The sequence below is a fragment of the Amycolatopsis sp. WAC 04169 genome (assembly GCF_003947535.1).
Taxonomy (GTDB): domain Bacteria; phylum Actinomycetota; class Actinomycetes; order Mycobacteriales; family Pseudonocardiaceae; genus Amycolatopsis; species Amycolatopsis keratiniphila.
The window spans coordinates 205,245-222,310 of the sequence record NZ_QHJI01000006.1; the positions used below are offsets into that span (position 1 = coordinate 205,245).

The 17,066-nt window shown below is 69.6% G+C and carries 12 protein-coding genes; 3 read left to right on the top strand and 9 right to left on the bottom strand.

Annotated elements, in window-relative coordinates; genetic code table 11:
* Positions 1 to 119 precede the first annotated feature (119 nt).
* A complete protein-coding gene (locus tag DMC61_RS17140; protein WP_125690114.1) occupies positions 120 to 1,610 on the bottom strand; it encodes a chitinase in 1,491 nt (496 codons plus the stop codon).
* A gap of 162 nt (positions 1,611 to 1,772) precedes the next feature.
* On the opposite strand from DMC61_RS17140, the gene DMC61_RS17145 reads away from it, so the two are divergent.
* Positions 1,773 to 4,145, top strand: coding sequence for a Tex family protein (locus DMC61_RS17145; RefSeq protein WP_016332029.1), 2,373 nt, complete (start codon positions 1,773 to 1,775; stop codon positions 4,143 to 4,145).
* A 65-nt stretch (positions 4,146 to 4,210) separates the two neighbouring features.
* On the opposite strand, the gene DMC61_RS17150 is transcribed toward DMC61_RS17145, so the two are convergent.
* Positions 4,211 to 5,941, bottom strand: coding sequence for an acyl-CoA dehydrogenase (locus DMC61_RS17150; protein ID WP_199750018.1), 1,731 nt, complete (start codon positions 5,939 to 5,941; stop codon positions 4,211 to 4,213).
* Positions 5,942 to 5,966: 25 nt separating this feature from the next.
* A complete protein-coding gene (locus tag DMC61_RS17155) occupies positions 5,967 to 7,304 on the bottom strand; it encodes a serine hydrolase (RefSeq protein WP_125690115.1) in 1,338 nt (445 codons plus the stop codon).
* A 274-nt stretch (positions 7,305 to 7,578) separates the two neighbouring features.
* On the opposite strand from DMC61_RS17155, the gene DMC61_RS17160 reads away from it, so the two are divergent.
* Positions 7,579 to 9,228 (top strand): DEAD/DEAH box helicase, encoded by a 1,650-nt coding sequence (locus tag DMC61_RS17160; RefSeq protein ID WP_125690116.1) that lies wholly within the window; start codon positions 7,579 to 7,581, stop codon positions 9,226 to 9,228.
* Between the two features lie 135 nt (positions 9,229 to 9,363).
* Here DMC61_RS17160 and DMC61_RS17165 read toward each other — a convergent pair whose 3' ends face one another.
* The 5 genes from DMC61_RS17165 to DMC61_RS17185 form a co-directional block, all read right to left on the bottom strand.
* Positions 9,364 to 10,296, bottom strand: a complete 933-nt coding sequence (locus DMC61_RS17165) for an acyl-ACP desaturase (protein ID WP_063277033.1) — start codon at positions 10,294 to 10,296, stop codon at positions 9,364 to 9,366.
* An 89-nt stretch (positions 10,297 to 10,385) separates the two neighbouring features.
* Entirely contained in the window at positions 10,386 to 11,393 is a 1,008-nt protein-coding gene (locus tag DMC61_RS17170; protein ID WP_233594832.1) for an iron-siderophore ABC transporter substrate-binding protein, read from the bottom strand.
* Between the two features lie 27 nt (positions 11,394 to 11,420).
* On the bottom strand, positions 11,421 to 12,314 hold the full coding sequence (locus tag DMC61_RS17175; RefSeq protein WP_125690117.1) for an ABC transporter permease: 894 nt from the start codon (positions 12,312 to 12,314) through the stop codon (positions 11,421 to 11,423).
* Positions 12,301 to 13,083 carry an ABC transporter ATP-binding protein gene (locus tag DMC61_RS17180; RefSeq protein WP_125690118.1) on the bottom strand — a complete coding sequence of 261 codons (783 nt, stop codon included), beginning with the start codon at positions 13,081 to 13,083 and terminating at the stop codon, positions 12,301 to 12,303. The genes DMC61_RS17175 and DMC61_RS17180 overlap by 14 nt, the downstream gene beginning before the upstream one ends.
* 16 nt (positions 13,084 to 13,099) lie before the next feature.
* Positions 13,100 to 14,161, bottom strand: coding sequence for an ABC transporter substrate-binding protein (locus DMC61_RS17185; RefSeq protein WP_125690119.1), 1,062 nt, complete (start codon positions 14,159 to 14,161; stop codon positions 13,100 to 13,102).
* Between the two features lie 216 nt (positions 14,162 to 14,377).
* Here DMC61_RS17185 and DMC61_RS17190 point away from each other — a divergent pair, with 216 nt between their 5' ends.
* The gene (locus DMC61_RS17190) at positions 14,378 to 15,898 is read left to right on the top strand and encodes a sensor histidine kinase (RefSeq protein ID WP_125690461.1); all 1,521 of its coding nucleotides are present in this window, start codon (positions 14,378 to 14,380) and stop codon (positions 15,896 to 15,898) included.
* 237 nt (positions 15,899 to 16,135) lie between these two features.
* On the opposite strand, the gene folP is transcribed toward DMC61_RS17190, so the two are convergent.
* Positions 16,136 to 17,002 (bottom strand): dihydropteroate synthase, encoded by an 867-nt coding sequence (gene folP, locus DMC61_RS17195; protein WP_199750019.1) that lies wholly within the window; start codon positions 17,000 to 17,002, stop codon positions 16,136 to 16,138.
* Positions 17,003 to 17,066 lie beyond the last annotated feature (64 nt).

Genomic DNA, 17,066 nt, shown 5'->3' on the forward strand with positions numbered 1-17,066 from the left:
CTGGATGCGGTAGTTCGCCCTGCCAACTACCGCATCCAGAGGACGAAACGCGTGACATGGAAAGGGCGGAGCACCGTCGCCCGCGCGACGACGGTGCCCCGCCCCGGTCTAGCGGGTCGTCACGGGAGGCCGGCCAGGCCCGCGCTCACCGTGTTCGACCACGCGTAGCCCTGCGAGGCGTCCCAGTTGATCGACCAGGTCATCGCGCCCCGGATCGTCGGGTACGTCGTCGAAGGCTTGAACGAGCCGCAGTTCGTGCCCTTCGCCAGGCAGTTCAGCGCGTTGACCGTGTTGCCGGGCGCCTGGTAGCCACCACCGGCCGCCGAGCCCGACGCGGGCAGGCCGAGACCCACCTGGTCGGCCCGCAGGCCGCTCTGCAACTGGATGCAGGCCAGCGCGGTGAGGAAGTCGACCGTGCCCTGCGAGTAGACTTTCTGGTCGCAGCCGAGCATCGTGCCGCTGTTGTAGTACTGCATGTTGACGATGGTCAGGATGTCCTTGACGTTCAGCGCCAGCTTGAAGTACTCCGCCGCCGGGCTCTGCATGTCGATCGTCTGCGGCGCCATGGTGATGATCGAGCCGCCCGCCGCGTGGATGCTGCGCAGCGCCTGCGCCATGTAGGTCGCGTTGACGCCGTTCTCGAGGTCGATGTCGACGCCGTCGAAGCCGTAGGTCGCGATGAGCGACTTCATGCTGTTGGAGAAGTTCGTCGCCGCGGCCGCGGAGTCGACGCGGATCGTGCCCTTCTCACCGCCGACGGACAGGATGACCTTCTGCCCGCGCGCCTGCGCCGTCTTGATGTCGGCCTTGAACTGCGCGTCGGTGTAGCCGCCGAGCTGGCTCGACAGACCGGAGTCGAGGGTGAAGCTGACCGCGCCCGGCGTGGCCGTCGCGTCGGCGAAGGACACCGCGATGATGTTGTACTTCGTCGGGACGTCGGCGAGCTTGAGCGCCTTCGCGCCGTTGTAGAAGTTCTGCCAGTAGCCGGTGATCACGTGCTTCGGCAGGTTCCCCGTCGGCGGGGTGCTGGTCGTGGTGGTCGGCGGGTTCGACGTGGTGGTCGTCGGGCTCGTGGACGTCGTCGGCGTGGTCGGCGTCGTGGTGGGCGAGCCGCCGGGGCCGTCGAGGTTCACGTCGTCGGCGAAGTACGCGGGCTGGCCGTACCAGCCGTGCAGGTAGATCTCGACGCTGGTGGTGGACGCGCCGGTGGTGAAGCTCAGCGAGAGCTGGCTCCAGGTGCCGCCGCCCTGGGTCCAGGTGTTCTTGTCACCCGTCCCGGTGCCGGTGACACCGAGGTAGGTGTAGCTGCCCTGCACCCACGCCGAAAGCGTGTACGCGGTGTTGGCCTTGACCGCCACGCTCTGCGAACAGCGGGCGTTGTCCTGTCCGGCCGGGGTGGCGCTGAGCGCACGGGTGCCCGAATGGACCGGCGTGGTGACCACCGCGTTGGTGCCGGAGCAGGTCCAGCCGCTCGTGGTCCCGAGTTCGAAGCCCGGGTTGGTCAGGATGTTGGCGGCCGAGGCGTTGCCCGAGACCGCGAAAGTCACCCCCAGGCACACGGCCAGTGACGACAGCAGGGCGAGGAACGCGTGTTTCGGCTTCACTTTCACGACTGGCCTCCACGAACGGGTGATGTCGGCCACATCAAAATGGTACAGACCAATACAACTGTCAAGGGTTCGGTTAGGGGAGGCCATACGAAAGTCGGCTCGGCGCGAGCGGCAGAATGCAGGGTCCGAGAGCACCCGAGGGCGGATTTCAGGAGCGTGGGAGTGAGCGTGCAGGGCCTGCAGACAGTCGAGCAGAAGATCGCCGAAGAACTCGGCGTGCGCGAGGGGCAGGTCAAGGCGGCCGTCGACCTGCTGGACGGCGGATCGACCGTGCCGTTCATCGCCCGGTACCGCAAAGAGGTCACCGGGATGCTGGACGACACCCAGCTCCGCACCCTCGAAGAACGCCTCCGCTACCTGCGGGAACTCGGCGAGCGCAAGGTCGCGGTGCTGGAGTCGATCCGCAGCCAGGGCAAGCTGGACGAGGCGCTCGAAGCCTCGATCATGGCGGCGGACACCAAGTCCCGCCTCGAGGACATCTACCTGCCGTACAAGCCCAAGCGGCGGACGAAGGCGATGATCGCCCGCGAGGCCGGTCTGGAGCCGCTCGCCGACGGGCTGCTGAGCGACCCGAACACCGATCCGCAGGCCGCCGCCGCGGTGTTCGTCGACGCCGACAAGGGTGTCGCCGACGCGCAGGCCGCGCTGGACGGCGCCCGCGCGATCCTCGTCGAGCGCTTCGCCGAGGACGCCGACCTGATCGGCGAGCTGCGCGAGAAGATGTGGGCGGAAGGCCGCCTGGCCTCGAAGGTCCGCGACGGCAAGGCCGAAGAGGGCGCGAAGTTCTCCGACTACTTCGACTTCTCCGAGCCCTACACCAAGCTCCCCTCGCACCGGATCCTCGCGATGTTCCGCGGCGAGAAGGAAGAGATCCTCGACCTGTCGATGGAGTCGGAGGAGCCCTCCGAAGAACCGCGCACCGGGCCGACCGAGTACGAGAACCGGATCGCGCACAAGTTCGGCATCGCCAACGAAGGCCGTCCAGCCGACAAGTGGCTCGGCGACACCGTCCGCTGGGCGTGGCGCACGAAGATCCTGCTGCACCTGGGCATCGACCTGCGGATGCGGCTGCGCCAGTCGGCCGAGGACGACGCCGTCCGCGTGTTCGCCGCGAACCTGCGCGACCTGCTGCTCGCCGCCCCGGCCGGCACCCGCGCCACGATGGGCCTCGACCCGGGCTTCCGGACCGGCGTCAAGGTCGCCGTCGTCGACGCGACCGGCAAGGTCGTCGACACGCACGTGATCTACCCGCACCAGCCCGCGAACAAATGGGACCAGTCCATCGCCGAACTCGCCGCGCTCTGCGCCCGGCACAAGGTGGACCTGATCTCGATCGGCAACGGCACCGCGTCGCGCGAGACCGACAAGCTCGCCGGCGAACTGATCAAGAAGCACCCGGAACTGAAGCTGACCAAGGCCGTCGTCTCGGAGGCCGGCGCGTCGGTCTACTCGGCGTCGGCGTTCGCGTCGCAGGAGCTGCCGGGCATGGACGTCTCGCTGCGCGGCGCGGTCTCCATCGCGCGGCGGCTGCAGGACCCGCTGGCGGAACTGGTGAAGATCGACCCGAAGTCGATCGGCGTCGGGCAGTACCAGCACGACCTGTCGGAGATCTCGCTGTCGCGTTCACTCGACGCGGTGGTCGAAGACTGTGTGAACGCCGTCGGCGTGGACGTCAACACCGCGTCGGCGCCGCTGCTGACCCGCGTTTCGGGCATCACGACGACGCTGGCGGAGAACATCGTCGCGCACCGCGACGAGAACGGGCCGTTCAAGACCCGGAGCGGGCTCAAGGAGGTCGCGCGGCTGGGTCCGAAGGCCTTCGAGCAGTGCGCGGGCTTCCTCCGGATCCCGGACGGCGACGACCCGCTCGACTCGTCCTCGGTGCACCCGGAGGCGTACCCGGTGGTGCGGCGGATCCTTTCGTCCACCGGTACCGACATCCGTTCGCTGATCGGCAACACGCGGACGCTGCAGGCGCTGAAGCCGTCCGAGTTCGTCGACGACACCTTCGGTCTCCCGACCGTGACCGACATCCTCGCCGAACTCGACAAGCCGGGCCGCGACCCGCGTCCCGCGTTCAAGACCGCGACGTTCGCCGACGGCGTCGAGAAGATCGGCGACCTGAAGCCGGGTATGCGTCTGGAAGGCGTCGTGACGAACGTGGCCGCGTTCGGCGCGTTCATCGACGTCGGCGTGCACCAGGACGGGCTCGCGCACGTGTCGGCGCTGTCGAAGAACTTCGTCAAGGACCCGCGTGAGGTCGTGAAGCCGGGCGACATCGTCAAGGTGAAGGTGCTGGAAGTCGATGTGCCGCGCAAGCGGATCTCGCTGACCCTGCGCCTGGACGACGAGCCCGGCAAGCCCGCTCGCGAGCAGGGCGGCGGCGGTCGTGACCGCGGCCAGGGCGGCGGCCAGCGTCAGGGCGGCCAGCGCGGCGGCCAGGGCGGCCGTGGCGGCGGCCGGGACCGCGGCGGCAATTTCGGTGGCGGCGGCGCCATGGCGGACGCGCTCCGGAAGGCCGGCTTCGGCAAGTAGGTCACTTTGCGCGTGAAGGCCCCCTTCCCTCGGCTGAGCCGAGGGAAGGGGGCCTTCACGGGACTTTACGGGTTCATCGCGTAGGCGCCCGAGAGATCGCGGACCAGGGACCACACGTGGTCGAAGCGGGCCGCGTCCACGACCGGCTTCCGGATCGAAGCCAGCGCGAGCGCCTGCTGCGCGTCGGTCGAGGACGACTTCCCGTGCAGGTCGATCGCGGCGACGCTGAAGTCCTGCACCAGCACGGCGAAGATCTGGTCGACGACCTCGGTCTCGATCCCGGTGATCTCCGCCTGCTCCAGCACCAGCTGCCCGTAGACGACCAGCGTGAACAGCTCGGTCAGCGCGAGCCCGAAGTCGAGGTCCTGCTGCTGCGCCTCGTCCGGGGCCGCGTCGGTGAACAGCTTCACCAGCGCCTCGGCCTGTTCGGTGAACCGCGCGGCGTTCGGGATCGCGGACGCCTTGGCGTACGCCTCACGCCAGTCGTGGAACCGCACCTTCGACAGCCCGCGCGCGGGGCCCTGGCGGAACAGGAACTCGTCGTCCGCCGCGTCGGAGCGGGTCGGCACCGGCTCGTAGGCCTGCGGCGCGAACAGGTACGCGGGCACGAACTTCGCGATCAGCGCGAGGTTCACCGCCACCGTGCCTTCGAGCTTCGGCAGGCCGTCGATGTCGTTCTTGGACATCGCGAGATAGGTGTCGGCCTCGAAACCCTTGGCCGCCACCACATCCGCGACCAGGCCGATGACCTTCTGCGCCTCGGTGGTCACCTTCATCTTGGTGATCGGGTTGAACAGCAGGTACCGGCGGTCGTCCGCGTTCGCGCTGCGGAAGTAGTCCACGGCGCGGTCGGAGAACAGCTTCATCGCGACGAGCCGCGCGTACGCCTCGACGAATTCCCTGCGCACGTGCGGGAAATCGGTGACCTTCTTGCCATAGAGCACCCGGTTGTGCGCGTGTGTGATCGCCTCGTACAGCGAGTGCGTCGACATCCCGATGCCGCCGAAGCACAGGTTGAACTTGCCGATGTTGACCGTGTTCAGCGCCGCGGAGAACGCCTCGGCGCCGACGTGCAGGATGTCCTCTTCGGACACCGGATAGTCGTTCAGCTCGAACTCGGCGACGTACATCTGCGACGGCACGACGTTCTTCACCACGCGGTAGTTCGGGTGCTCCGAGTCCGCGTAGAAGAACACGTACTGGTCCGGGCCCTCGACACCTTCGATGCGGCCGAAGACCGACACCGTCCGCGCGCAGTTCCCGTTGCCGATGTAGTACTTCGAGCCGTTCGCGCGGTAGCCGCCCGCACCGTCCGGGGTGAGCACGAGGTCCGACGAGTAGATGTCGGCCCCGTGCTCCTTTTCGGACAGTCCGAACGCGGCGACGCCGCCGGCCGCGAGCGAGTCCGCCGCGCGTTTGCGGGCGGCCTCGTTCGCGCTCTGCCACACCGGGCCCAGGCCGAGGATGGTGACCTGCCACGGGTACCAGTAGTTCAGGCCGTAGAAGCCGAGGATCTCCGACAGGGCCGCGACCCGCGCGGTGTCCCAGCGCTTGTCGGGGTTCCCCTCGGCGTTCGCGCCGGGAGTGAGGAAGGTCGAGAACAGGCCTTCCTTGCCCGCGAACTCGATGAAGTCCGCGTAGAAGGTCCGGTCGTGGTAGTCCTCGACGAGCTTGCGCTTGCCACGCTGTTCGAACCACTCGATGGTGGCACGCAACAGGCGACGCGTCTCCGGGTCGAACTGCTGGGGGTCGTACCCGCCCGGGTTCAGCAACAACGCGGTCGCCGTTTCGCTCATGGTCACTCCTGGTCAGCCGAAGTTACTACCCGGTAACCGTAGCGTCCCGCTTCGCCGTCCGGCCACCGAACTCGACCGAAGTCACCCGTCCACGCTCGTCGCGCAGGAACCGCGCGGTGGGCTTGCGGGTGTCCGCGGCCGGGGCGATCGCGTCTCCGCCGACGAAGACGGCCTCGAACGGCGGAGGCGACGGGAAGTCTTCGATTTCCGCGACGAGCTGGGTCCAGAGGGCGCCGTCCCGGTCGCTGACCACGAACGCCAGGTCACCGGTCCGGTAGCGGCCCAGGTACTCGGCGATATCCGGCTGGGGCACCGGCGGCGGGCTCGCGAGCGGCGGCAGCCCGACCACGTTCTCCAGGCACCAGTCGACGATCTTGGCGCCCAGCGCGGATCCGCCCGCGCTGTTGGTCAGCACCGTGACGGCGAAATCCTCCTCCGGCAAGGTCACGAACTCCGACAGCTGCAGGTTGCTCACGTTGCCGCCGTGCCGGACCAGCCGGGCCTCGCCGTGCGTCGTGTGCAGCCAGCTCAGGCCGACCTCCTCGAAGCGCAGCGCGGCCTTGCGCTGCGGCGCGCGCATGAGATCGCGGGTGGCTTCGCTGAGCGGCGGCTCGCCCTCGGCCTCGCCGGTCAGGAAGAACCGTGCCCACTTCAGCTGGTCGCCCGCCGTGGACCAGAGGCCGCCGCTCGCACTGTCGGCCCGGGTCAGGCCCACGGTGTGCTCGACCGCCGGTCCGTCGTCTCGCAGCACGTGACCGACGGCGTGACGGCGGGTGAGCACCTCCCACGGCAGGTAATACGACTCGGTCATGCCGAGCGGTTCGAGCAGCCGGGCGCGGACGACGTCCTCGAAGGCCTCGCCCGCCGCCACCTCGACGACCCGTCCGGCCAGCTGGAACCCGGCGTTGCAGTAGGAGAACACCTCACCGGGCGTGAAATTCTGCGGGAGGTCGCCGAACTTCGCGATCGCGAGGGCGAGCGCGTCGTCACCCCACCCGGTGGTGAAGTCCACGTCGCCGAGGAACCCGGCCGAATGCGTGAGCAGATGGCGCAGGGTCACCGTCTTCCGCGCCGCCGGATCCACCAGCGGGAGATCGGGAAGGTGCTCGACGACCGGCCGGTCCAGGTCCAGCACCCCGTCTTCGACCAGTGCCAGCACGGCGGCCGCGGCGAACGTCTTGCTGGTGGAGCCGATCATGAACAACGTGCCGGGATCGACCGGGAGCCCGGTGTCCACACTGGACACTCCGGTGGCGAACACCGACTCCTCGCCCCGGTGCGTCACCCCCACCACGGCGCCGGGGACGCGCGCGCGGCGCGCCTCCTCGTCGAGCACCCCTTGCAGTTCCTGAACGTTCGACACCCGTGTCCCCTTTCGTCCGGTCGGGTCAGCGTTTCACCGCGAGGCCGGGTCCGGCTCGTACGAACCGACGAACATCGGCGGGCCGGTGCGGGCGATATCACGTAGCCCGGGAGATCACGACCCAGTACACTGGGCCACGCGGTCCGCTCAGTTCTGCCTCGGGCCGCGTTTCGTTGTCGAAGACCACGCGCCGCGGCCCCCGAGGTCTGCGCCGGGCAGGACAACCGTTTCTACTCTTACGGAGATACCAGGGCGCCCGTGCGCCCACACGCTTATGAGCACACCTACCTTCACCGAGCTCGGCCTGTCCAAGACCCTCGTCGACGCACTCGCCGAACAGGGCGTCACCAGCCCGTTCCCGATTCAGGCCGCCACGCTGCCGCATTCGCTGGCCGGCCGGGACGTCCTCGGCCGCGGCCGCACCGGCTCCGGCAAGACGTACGGCTTCGTGCTGCCCGTCCTCGCCCGGCTCGCCGACGGCCCGACCCGGCGCCGTCCCGGCCGCCCGCGCGCGCTGGTGCTGGCGCCGACCCGCGAGCTGGCGACCCAGATCGAGGCGTCGTTCCTGCCGCTGGCCAAACCGCTCGGCCTCAAGGTCACCACGATCTTCGGTGGGGTCAGCCCGAACCCGCAGATCACTCGCCTGCGTGACGGCGTCGACATCGTCGTCGCCTGCCCCGGCAGGCTCGCCGACCACATGCGCTCCGGCGAGGCGAAACTCGACCACGTCGAGATCACCGTGCTGGACGAGGCCGACCACATGGCCGACCTCGGCTTCCTGCCCGACGTGCGGCGCATCATGGCCGAGACCCCGGAGCGCGGGCAGCGGCTGCTGTTCTCCGCGACCCTCGACGCGGGCGTCGACGTGCTGGTCAAGCGCTTCATGCACGACCCGGTGACGCACAGCGTCGACTCGGCGCAGTCCCCGGTCTCGACCATGAAGCACCACGTGCTGCACCTGGAGGAGACCCACCGGCTGCCGGTGCTGATCGACCTCACCGCCGCCCCGGGCCGCACGCTGGTGTTCACCCGCACGAAGCACCGCGCGAAGCAGCTGACGCGCAAGCTCATGGCCTCCGGCGTGCCGGCGGTCGAACTGCACGGCAACCTCGGCCAGACGGCGCGGACCCGCAACCTGGAGGCGTTCGCCTCCGGCGCGGCGAAGACGCTGGTCGCGACCGACATCGCCGCGCGCGGTATCCACGTCGACGACGTCACGCTCGTCATCCACGCCGACCCGCCGGTCGAGCACAAGGCGTACCTGCACCGGTCCGGCCGGACGGCGCGGGCCGGGGCGTCCGGCACCGTCGTCACGCTGATGACCGACGCGCAGATCGGCGACGTCCGCGACCTCACCCGCAAGGCGGGGATCAAGCCGACCACGACGCAGCTCGGCCCCGGCCACCCGCTGCTGTCGGAACTGGCGCCCGGTGAGCGTTCGTTCACCGCGTCGCCGCGGCGGCCGATCGTGGACACGCGGCCTAAGAAGGTCACCGCGTCCGGCGAGGCGATCCCGGCCAAGGGTGACGACGAAGAGCGTCCGGCTCGCGGTGGACGTGGCGCCCGCGGTGGACGTGGCCGTGGTCCCTCGGCCGGTGGCCGTGGCGCTTCCGGCGGCGGACGGGGCGCTTCGGGCGGCGGACGTCGCGGTGGCGCCTCGGACGGCCGCTCGCGTTCCGAGGGCGACCGTCGCGGTGCTTCCGCGGGCCAGGGCCGTCGCGGCGCCGAGTCCACCGGACGTCGCGAAGGCGCGCCCAAGGGCGGTCAGGGTCGTCGTGCCGCCGCCGAGGCGCAGCCGCGCCGCGGCTCCGGCGCCGCCAAGTCGCAATCCTCGCGGAACCAGTCCGGCGGCGCTCCGGCCCGCCGCGGCGGTGCCGCCGCGTTCTCCTCGGGGACCCGGGCCGGCTCGCGCCGCTCGCGCTGACCCACCCCGGGCACGCGTGATTGAAGGCGGATCACGCGTGTCCGGAGGCGTAACTCGCGTGACTGAAGGCGTAACTCCGTGATCCGGCTCCGATCACGCGAGTTGCGCCTCTGATCACGCGAGTTACGGCTCCGATCACGCGTGGCGGGCGGCGGCTCGGGCTTCGGCGGCCGCGCGACGCTCTTCGAAACGCGACGCCTGGGTGTCGAGGGCCTTGAGGAACTGGTCGAGTTCGTCCCGCGCCTTCTCCCCCACCTCGCCGAGTCCTTCGAGCTCGAAGATCTTCCACTGCCGCAGCAACGGCCAGATCACCTCGTCGTGGTGGATCCGCAGGTCGTAGATGCCCGCCTTCGCGATCAGGGCGGCCTTCCGCACGAAGCTCGGGATCACCGCGCCCGGCATCTGGAACTGGACGACCTCGTCGGTGATGGCGCGCATCATCGCGTCGGGTGACAGCTCCAGCGACGCCTGCACCAGGTTCCGGTAGAAGAGCATGTGCAGGTTCTCGTCCATCGCGACCCGCGCGAGCAGCTTCTCGCACAACGGATCCTGCGTGTACTTCCCGGTGTTGCGGTGCGAGATCCGCGTCGCGAGCTCCTGGAACGACACGTACGCGAAGACGTTCAGCAGCTCCTTGTCGCCGCTGTCGTACCCGGCCTGCATGGTCTGCATCCGCATCCGTTCCAGCTCGACCGGATCGACCGCGCGCGTCACCAGCAGATAGTCGCGGATGCAGATGCCGTGGCGGCCCTCTTCGGCGGTCCAGCGGTGCACCCACGTGCCCCACGCGCCGTCCCGGCCGAAGGCGCGCTCGATCTCGCGGTGGTAGCTCGGCAGGTTGTCCTCGGTGAGGAGGTTGACCTCCAAGGACGTCCGCGCGATCGGCGACACCCTCGACTGCTCGGGATCCCACGCCTCCCCGCCGAGGTCGGCGAAGTTCCGGCCCTCGTCCCACGGCACGTATTCGTGCGGCATCCATTCCTTGGCGACCGAGAGATGCCGGTTGAGGTTCTCCTCGACCGTCCCTTCGAGTTCGAGCATCAGCCGGGTGGTTTCGGGGACCGCCATGCGTTTCGTCCTTCCAGGGTACGGAAAACGCTACCTACGACACCGTAACTTACGGTGTCGTAGGTTTGCCACCCGCGGAAGATGAACGCTCAGGAGCCCGCCAGCTTCGGCACCAGCTGCTCGATCGCGTACGGGATGCTCAGCACGGTGTTGAACGAGATCGCGGCACCGACCGGCGGGTTCTCGTAAGTGATGAACAGATCCCGCTTCTCCGCCGACACCTTCAGCTTCCCGTACACCGGATCGGCCCGCACCCTGCTCTCGGCGCCGACGTCGGAGTTCAGCCACACCAAGCGGTCCGCGTCGAACAGGTCGAACCGCTCCGACGTGACCTCGACGACGTTGTTCTCCGGTTTGCTCAGCGCCTTCACCGGCTCGAAGGGCCGGAAGCCCAGCTCGGTCATGAAGATCATCTTCGGATCGGTCGTGGTGAACGCGGAGAACTTGCCCGCCTCGAAGGTGTCGGCGACGACCATCGTCAGCTTCGCGAACTCGGGGTGCTCCGCCCGAGCCCGCGCGAAGCGGCCGTCGATGCCGGCGATCAACTCGTCGGCTTTCTGCGGCAGCCCCAGCGCGCGGCCGACCATCCGGGTCATCTCCTGCCACGGCGCCGCGTAGTCCGCGAACTTCGACGGCTGCGCGACGACCGGCGCGAGCTGCGCGAGTTTGTCGTACTGCTCCTTCTTCATCCCGCTGTACTGGGCGAGGATGAGATCCGGCTTCAGCGCGGCGATCTTCTCGAAGTTGTAGTCGTCGCGTTCGCCGACGACCTCCGGCGCCTTGTCGCCCCAGCGCGCCTGGGTCCACGGCCACTTCCCGTACGGCCGCTCCTTGAACCAGTCGACCGCGCCGACCGGCCGGATCCCGAGCGCCAGCACGGCGTCGTGGTCGGACAGGCCGAGCGTGACGATCCGCGACGGCTGCTTCTCGACCGTCGTCGACCCGTACTTGTGCTCGACGGTCACCGGAAAGGTGCCCCGCGCCTCCGGCGGCACCAGGGTCTCGTCGACCGACTGCGAGGAACCACAACCGGCCACCAGCAACGACATCATCAGCGCGGTCAGGAACGCCTTGACCCGCACCCCAGGAACTGACATGCGGGTAAGGCTAGCCTGCCCAAAGTCCTAAAGGGACGCGGTGAGACCACGGGCACGCAGGACCGAACGTTCCAGCGGACGGAACACGACCAGCTCGATCCCGACCCCGACCAGCAGGATCAGGAAGATGGCCGACATCACGGCCTCCATGCTGTTGAACGACGAGCCTTCGTGCAGGTACGCGCCGAGCCCCTTGCCGAGCGCCGGGGACAGCGCGATCAGCTCGGCGGCCATCAGCGAACGCCACGAGAACGCCCAGCCCTGCTTGAGCCCGGCGAGGAATCCGGGCAACGCGGCGGGCAGCAGGATGTGCCGCGCCGACGAGAGCCGGTTCGCGCCCATCACCTGGCCGACGCGCGGCAGGATCGGCGGGATCTGGTCGATCCCGGCGACCAGGCCGTTCGCGATCGAAGGAACCGAACCCAGCAGCACCACGAAGTAGATCGACGCGTCGTTCAGCCCGAACCACAGGATCGCCGCGGGCACCCAGGCCACCGACGGAAGGCTCTGCAGCCCGGTCAGGAACGGCCCGACGGCAGCCCGGACGACCCGGACCTTCGCCACCAGCAGGCCGAGCGGGGTCCCGATGACCACGCCGATCAGGAAGCCCAGCGCCGCCCGGTGCACCGACGTCCAGACGAATTCGAAGATCTCGCCGTCGACGGTGATGCCGACGAGTTCGTCCCACACCGCGAGCGGCGCGGGCAGCATCGCTTCCGGCCAGAACGCGGCGGCCCACAGTGCCTGCCACAGCGCGACCAGCAGCGCCAGGAAGACCACCGGCGGCACGAAGCCGCGCAGGAACCGCTTGCCCCGGCTTTCCCGGCGTTCGCCGGTCGGGGTGTCGAGCGAGTCGAGCCCCGCGCCGACGGCCTCGTCGGCGTCCTCCACCGCGGTTTCAGGGCGGTCAAGCCGCGGCATGGGTACTGATCACCTCCCGGAGATGACCGGTGATCTCCAGCGTCAGCTCTTCGGCGTCGGAGCCCTGGACGTCGCGCCATTCCCGCACGACCCGGCCCGGCCGCGACGACAGCAGCACCACCCGCTGGCCCAGCCGGACGGCCTCGCGGACGTCGTGGGTCACGAACAGCACCGAGGTGCCGGTGCTGCGGTAGACGCGCAGCAGTTCACCCTGCAGGACGTCGCGGGTGATGGCGTCGAGCGCGGCGAACGGCTCGTCCATCAGCAGCAGCGACTGTTCCGCGTCACCGCCGACGCGCAGGGTCGCGGCCAGCGCCCTGGCGAGCGCGACGCGCTGCCGCATCCCGCCGGACAGCTCGTGCGGCCGCTTGCCGCCCGCGCCGCCGAGGCGGACGAGTTCGAGCAGTTCGGCCGCCTTCTCGCGGCGCTCGGCCCGGCCGAAACCGGCGAGCCGCAGCGGCAGTTCCACGTTGCGGGCCGCGGTCAGCCACGGCATCAGCGCGGCCTCCTGGAACATGACCGCCGGCCGGGAGGTTTCGAGCGTGATCGACCCCGACGTCGGCTGGTCGAGGCCGGCGACCAGGTTCAGCAGGGTGCTCTTGCCGCAGCCGGAGGCGCCGAGGAGACAGACGAATTCGCCGGGCGCGACCGTCAGGTCCATCCCGTCGAGGGCCACGACGGCGCGGCCGGTCGGCCCGAACGCCTTCCGCACCCCGTCGAGCCGCACGGCGACCTCGGTGGACAGGCCGGGCTCCAAGGTGGTCGTCATCGCTGATCCCCTCCGGTCACTTCGTCAGCCCGGGCGCGTTCACGCCGGGCTTGCCCTGCTCCTTGAGCACGGCGTTGAGCGGGCCGAAATCGGCGAACCCCTTGAGGTCCACCGCGGACTTCACCACGCCCGCGGTCACCGAGTCCTGCGCGAGCTGGGTGAAGGTCGACGCCACCGGATCGATGCCGAGTTCGATGCCGGAGAACGCGCGGTCGAGAACGGCCTCGCTCAGTGTGCTGCCCGCGAGCGCCTTGAGTTCTCCGTTGACCACCTTCTTCGCCTCGGCGGGGTTGGTCTTCGCCCATTCGATCGCGGCGAGTTCACCCTTGAGGATGGCGGTGACGGTCTCCGGGTGCTGCTGGAGGAACTCGCTGCGGACGATCACGACCGTGGTCGGGAACTTGCCCTCGGGCCACAGGTTCTTCTCGTCGATCAGGACCTTCGCGCCCGCGTCCAGCACGAGCCGCGAAGACCACGGTTCGGGCAGCCAGCCGCCGTCGAGCTCGCCCTTCTTGAAGGCGTCGAACGTCTTCGGGTTGTCGAGGTTCGTGACCTTGACGTCCGGCAGCTTCTTCTCGGCGACGAACTTCTTGAGCGCGACGTCCTGGGTGTTCGCCAGCGACGGCGTCGCGATGTTCTTGCCGCTCAGCTGCTCGGGGGTGGTGATCTCGGGCTTCACCACCAGCTGCGCGCCGCCGGTGACCGCGCCGGAGACGAGCTGGATGGCGCCCTTGGACTTGGTGAAGGCGTTGATCGCGGGCCCGGAGCCGATGAAGGCGATGTCGAGCGAGTTGCCGAGCAGCGCGTTGACCTCTTCGGGGCCGGCGTTGAACGTCTGCGTGGTGAGCTTCGTCGAGCCGAGTTCCTTGGCGAAGAAACCGTTCTTGGTGCCGATCAGCGCGGGCGCGTGCGTCACGTTGGGGAAGTACCCGACGCGCACCTCGGCCGCGGCGCCCTGGCTCTTCTGCTCCGCCGGGGCGGCGCCGCTGTCCGCGCGTGAACACCCCGCGATCCCGCCGGCCAGTGTCAGGGCGGCGAAGGCCGCGGCCAGCAAGCGGGTTCTGTGGTGGGTGCGCACGGGAGGTCGCCTTTCGGAGGGTACGACTCGGCTCGGGTGACGGCGCGAGAGTCGCATGTTCACCCACGTGCCTGCATCGCCATCCGAATGACGGGAAAGATGCTGAGAAAGCTTGACACCTGGCGGAACAGTTGTTCCACATTTCAGGACCGGTGTAACGGTCCGGGCCGAACGGACGAATCACGGTCAGTGGTGACGCACCCTCGGACCGTCGCGATGGCGGGCGTGCTGACCGCCGGGATCGGCATGGGCGTCGTCGCGACGACCCTCAAAATCGCCGACGGCGGACACACCGTTCTCGACACCACCTTGTCGTCCGCGACGGGATTCCTCTTCCTCCTCGCCGGCGCCGTCGCGCACGTACGCCGCGCCTCGAACCCCATCGGCCTCCTCATCGCCCTGGTGGGGCTCGCGTTGTTCACCGAGGACCTCCAATTCGCCGACGAGCCGCTGACGCACACCGTCGGCCTGGCACTCGCGGCCGCGTCCAGCCCGGTGATCGCGCATCTCGTGCTCGCCTTCCCCCACGGGAAACTCCAGTCGCGCGGGGAGCGGGTGCTCGCGTTCTCCGCGTACGCCGTGGTCTTCTCTTCGGCCGTGCTCGGCCTGCTGGTCAACGACGATCCGCGGAACCTCGCCGCGGTCGCCGCCTCACCGGAGGCCGAAGAGCTGGTGAAACGGCTGCTGGAGCTGGTCGGCGCGCTGATCGGCGGCGGGGTCGTGGTGGTGCTGCTCTACCGCTGGCTCACCGGGCGGCTTCCGCAGCGCCGGCTGCTCTCCCCCGTCCTCGCGATCGCCGTGGTGGGCGCGGTGAGCACCACGGTCGGCAGCGCGCTCGGCTCCGGGCACCCGTTCTCCGAGCCGCTGCTGGACGTCTACCGGATCTCGTTCTGCCTGTGGCCGCTGACGTTCCTGATCGGGGTGCTGCGGGCGCGGGTCGGCAACGCGGAGATGATCCGGCTCCTGCTGGAACGCGACGGCTCCGGGCTGGCCGCGCTCGTGCAGGACGACGAGGTGTGGAAGGACAGCCGGTCGATCGACGCGCTCAACGCCGCGGCCGGGCTGGTGCTGGACAACCAGCGGCTGGCCGCGGAACTGGAGGAGCGGCTCGTCGAGGTCCAGGCCTCCCGCGCCCGGATCGTCGCCGCCGCGGACGACGAGCGGCGGCGGGTCGAGCGGGACCTGCACGACGGGGCACAGCAACGCCTGGTCAGTGTCGTACTGCTGCTGCGGATGGCGGAACGGCGGCTCGGGGACGACCTCACGCCCGCCGTCGCGACCCTGCTGGGGAACACGATCGACGAACTGCAGGCCACTGTCACCGAACTGCGTGAACTCGCGCGCGGGCTCCGGCCGCCGATCCTCACCGAGGCCGGACTGATCCCCGCGGTCCGCTCGCTGCTGGACCGGGTGCCGATCGCCGTGGACCTCGCGGGGGCGGACGTGCCCCGGCTCAGCGGTGCCGTCGAGGCCACGGCGTACTTCGTCGTCTCCGAAGCGGTCACCAACGCGTTGAAACACGCGCAGGCCGAGCAGGTCCGGGTGTGTATCCGCGTCGAGGAGGACGGCCTGCGGGTGGACGTCCACGACGACGGCGTCGGTACGGCCGACATCGGCGGCGGTTCCGGGCTGCACGGGCTGCGCGACCGGGTCCGCGCGCTCGGCGGTGAACTGACGGTCGCCAGCGAACCCGGCTCGGGCACCACGGTTTCCGCCGTCATCCCGACGGACGGTTAGACATCTGCTGCGGTCCGGTGCCCGTGACTGCTCGGACGACACGCGTGATCAGGTGGACGACACGCGTGTCCAGGTGGACGACACTCGGCGGACCCGGCCGCGTGCGCGTGTCGTCCATCTAGTCACGCGTGTCGTCCATCCGATCACGCGTGTCGTCCCCGCAGTCACGCGAAATGCCCGATCGCAGGTGTTTGGGCCACGGCTCCAGACCGAATCGCGCTGACGACCGACGGACGGTTAAGCGAGTCCTCGGATCGCGCGTGCGGGCGGCCGTGTCCCCTGGATCGACGCGACCATCTCCAGCACCTGCCGGGTGCGCCGGACTTCGTGCACCCGGAACACCTTCGCGCCTTCGGCCACCGCCCAGGCCGTCGCGGCGAGGGTGCCGTCGACGCGCTCCGCGAGTTCCACGCCGAGCGTTTCCCCGACGAAGTCCTTATTGGACAGTGCCATCAGCACGGGCCAGCCGGTGTCCGCGAGTTCCCGCGCGTGCCGCAGGAGTGCCAGGCTGTGCCAGGTGTTCTTGCCGAAGTCGTGCGTCGGGTCGATCAGCACCCCTTCACGCGGGACGCCGAGCGCCACGACGGCTTCGGCGTGCGCCGTCGTCTCCGCGACGACGTCCGCGACGACGTCCGGGTACCGCACGCGGAACGGGCGGGTGCGCGGGACGGCGTTCCCGGTGTGCGAGCAGACGTAGCCGGTGCCGAATTCCGCGGCGACCTCGGCCAGTTTCGGATCGGCGCCCGCCCAGGTGTCGTTGATGAGGTCCGCGCCCGCCTCCGCCGCGCGCCTGCCGACCTCGTGACGCCAGGTGTCGACGCTGATCACCAGGTCGGGATGCAGTTCGCGGATCCGCTCGACGAACGGGACCACCCGTCGGATCTCTTCCTCGACGTCCACGTCCGCGCCGGGGCCCGCCTTGACCCCGCCGATGTCCACGATGTCGGCCCCCTCGGCCACCACCCGGTCGACGGCGGCGAGCGCGTCCGGATCCGAGAAGGTCGCGCCCTTGTCGTAGAACGAATCGGGGGTCCGGTTGACGATGGCCATGACCAGGGCGCGGTCCCGGGCGACGCGGCGCCCGCGGAAGGTCAGCTCGTTCACGCACCGATCGTAGGCGAGCGGAAGGAAAGTGCCGCCCAGCGGGACCGTCCCGCCGACCGGGAGC

Excerpts from the sequence above, each read along its gene's own strand:
- DMC61_RS17180 (WP_125690118.1), bottom strand. The coding sequence starts at position 13,083 with ATGACGACCACCTTGGAGCCCGGCCTGTCCACCGAGGTCGCCGTGCGG.
- DMC61_RS17170 (WP_233594832.1), bottom strand. The coding sequence starts at position 11,393 with ATGTCAGTTCCTGGGGTGCGGGTCAAGGCGTTCCTGACCGCGCTGATG.
- DMC61_RS17160 (WP_125690116.1), top strand. The coding sequence starts at position 7,579 with ATGAGCACACCTACCTTCACCGAGCTCGGCCTGTCCAAGACCCTCGTC.
- DMC61_RS17190 (WP_125690461.1), top strand. The coding sequence starts at position 14,378 with ATGGCGGGCGTGCTGACCGCCGGGATCGGCATGGGCGTCGTCGCGACG.
- DMC61_RS17165 (WP_063277033.1), bottom strand. The coding sequence starts at position 10,296 with ATGGCGGTCCCCGAAACCACCCGGCTGATGCTCGAACTCGAAGGGACG.
- DMC61_RS17150 (WP_199750018.1), bottom strand. The coding sequence starts at position 5,941 with ATGAGCGAAACGGCGACCGCGTTGTTGCTGAACCCGGGCGGGTACGAC.
- DMC61_RS17175 (WP_125690117.1), bottom strand. The coding sequence starts at position 12,314 with ATGCCGCGGCTTGACCGCCCTGAAACCGCGGTGGAGGACGCCGACGAG.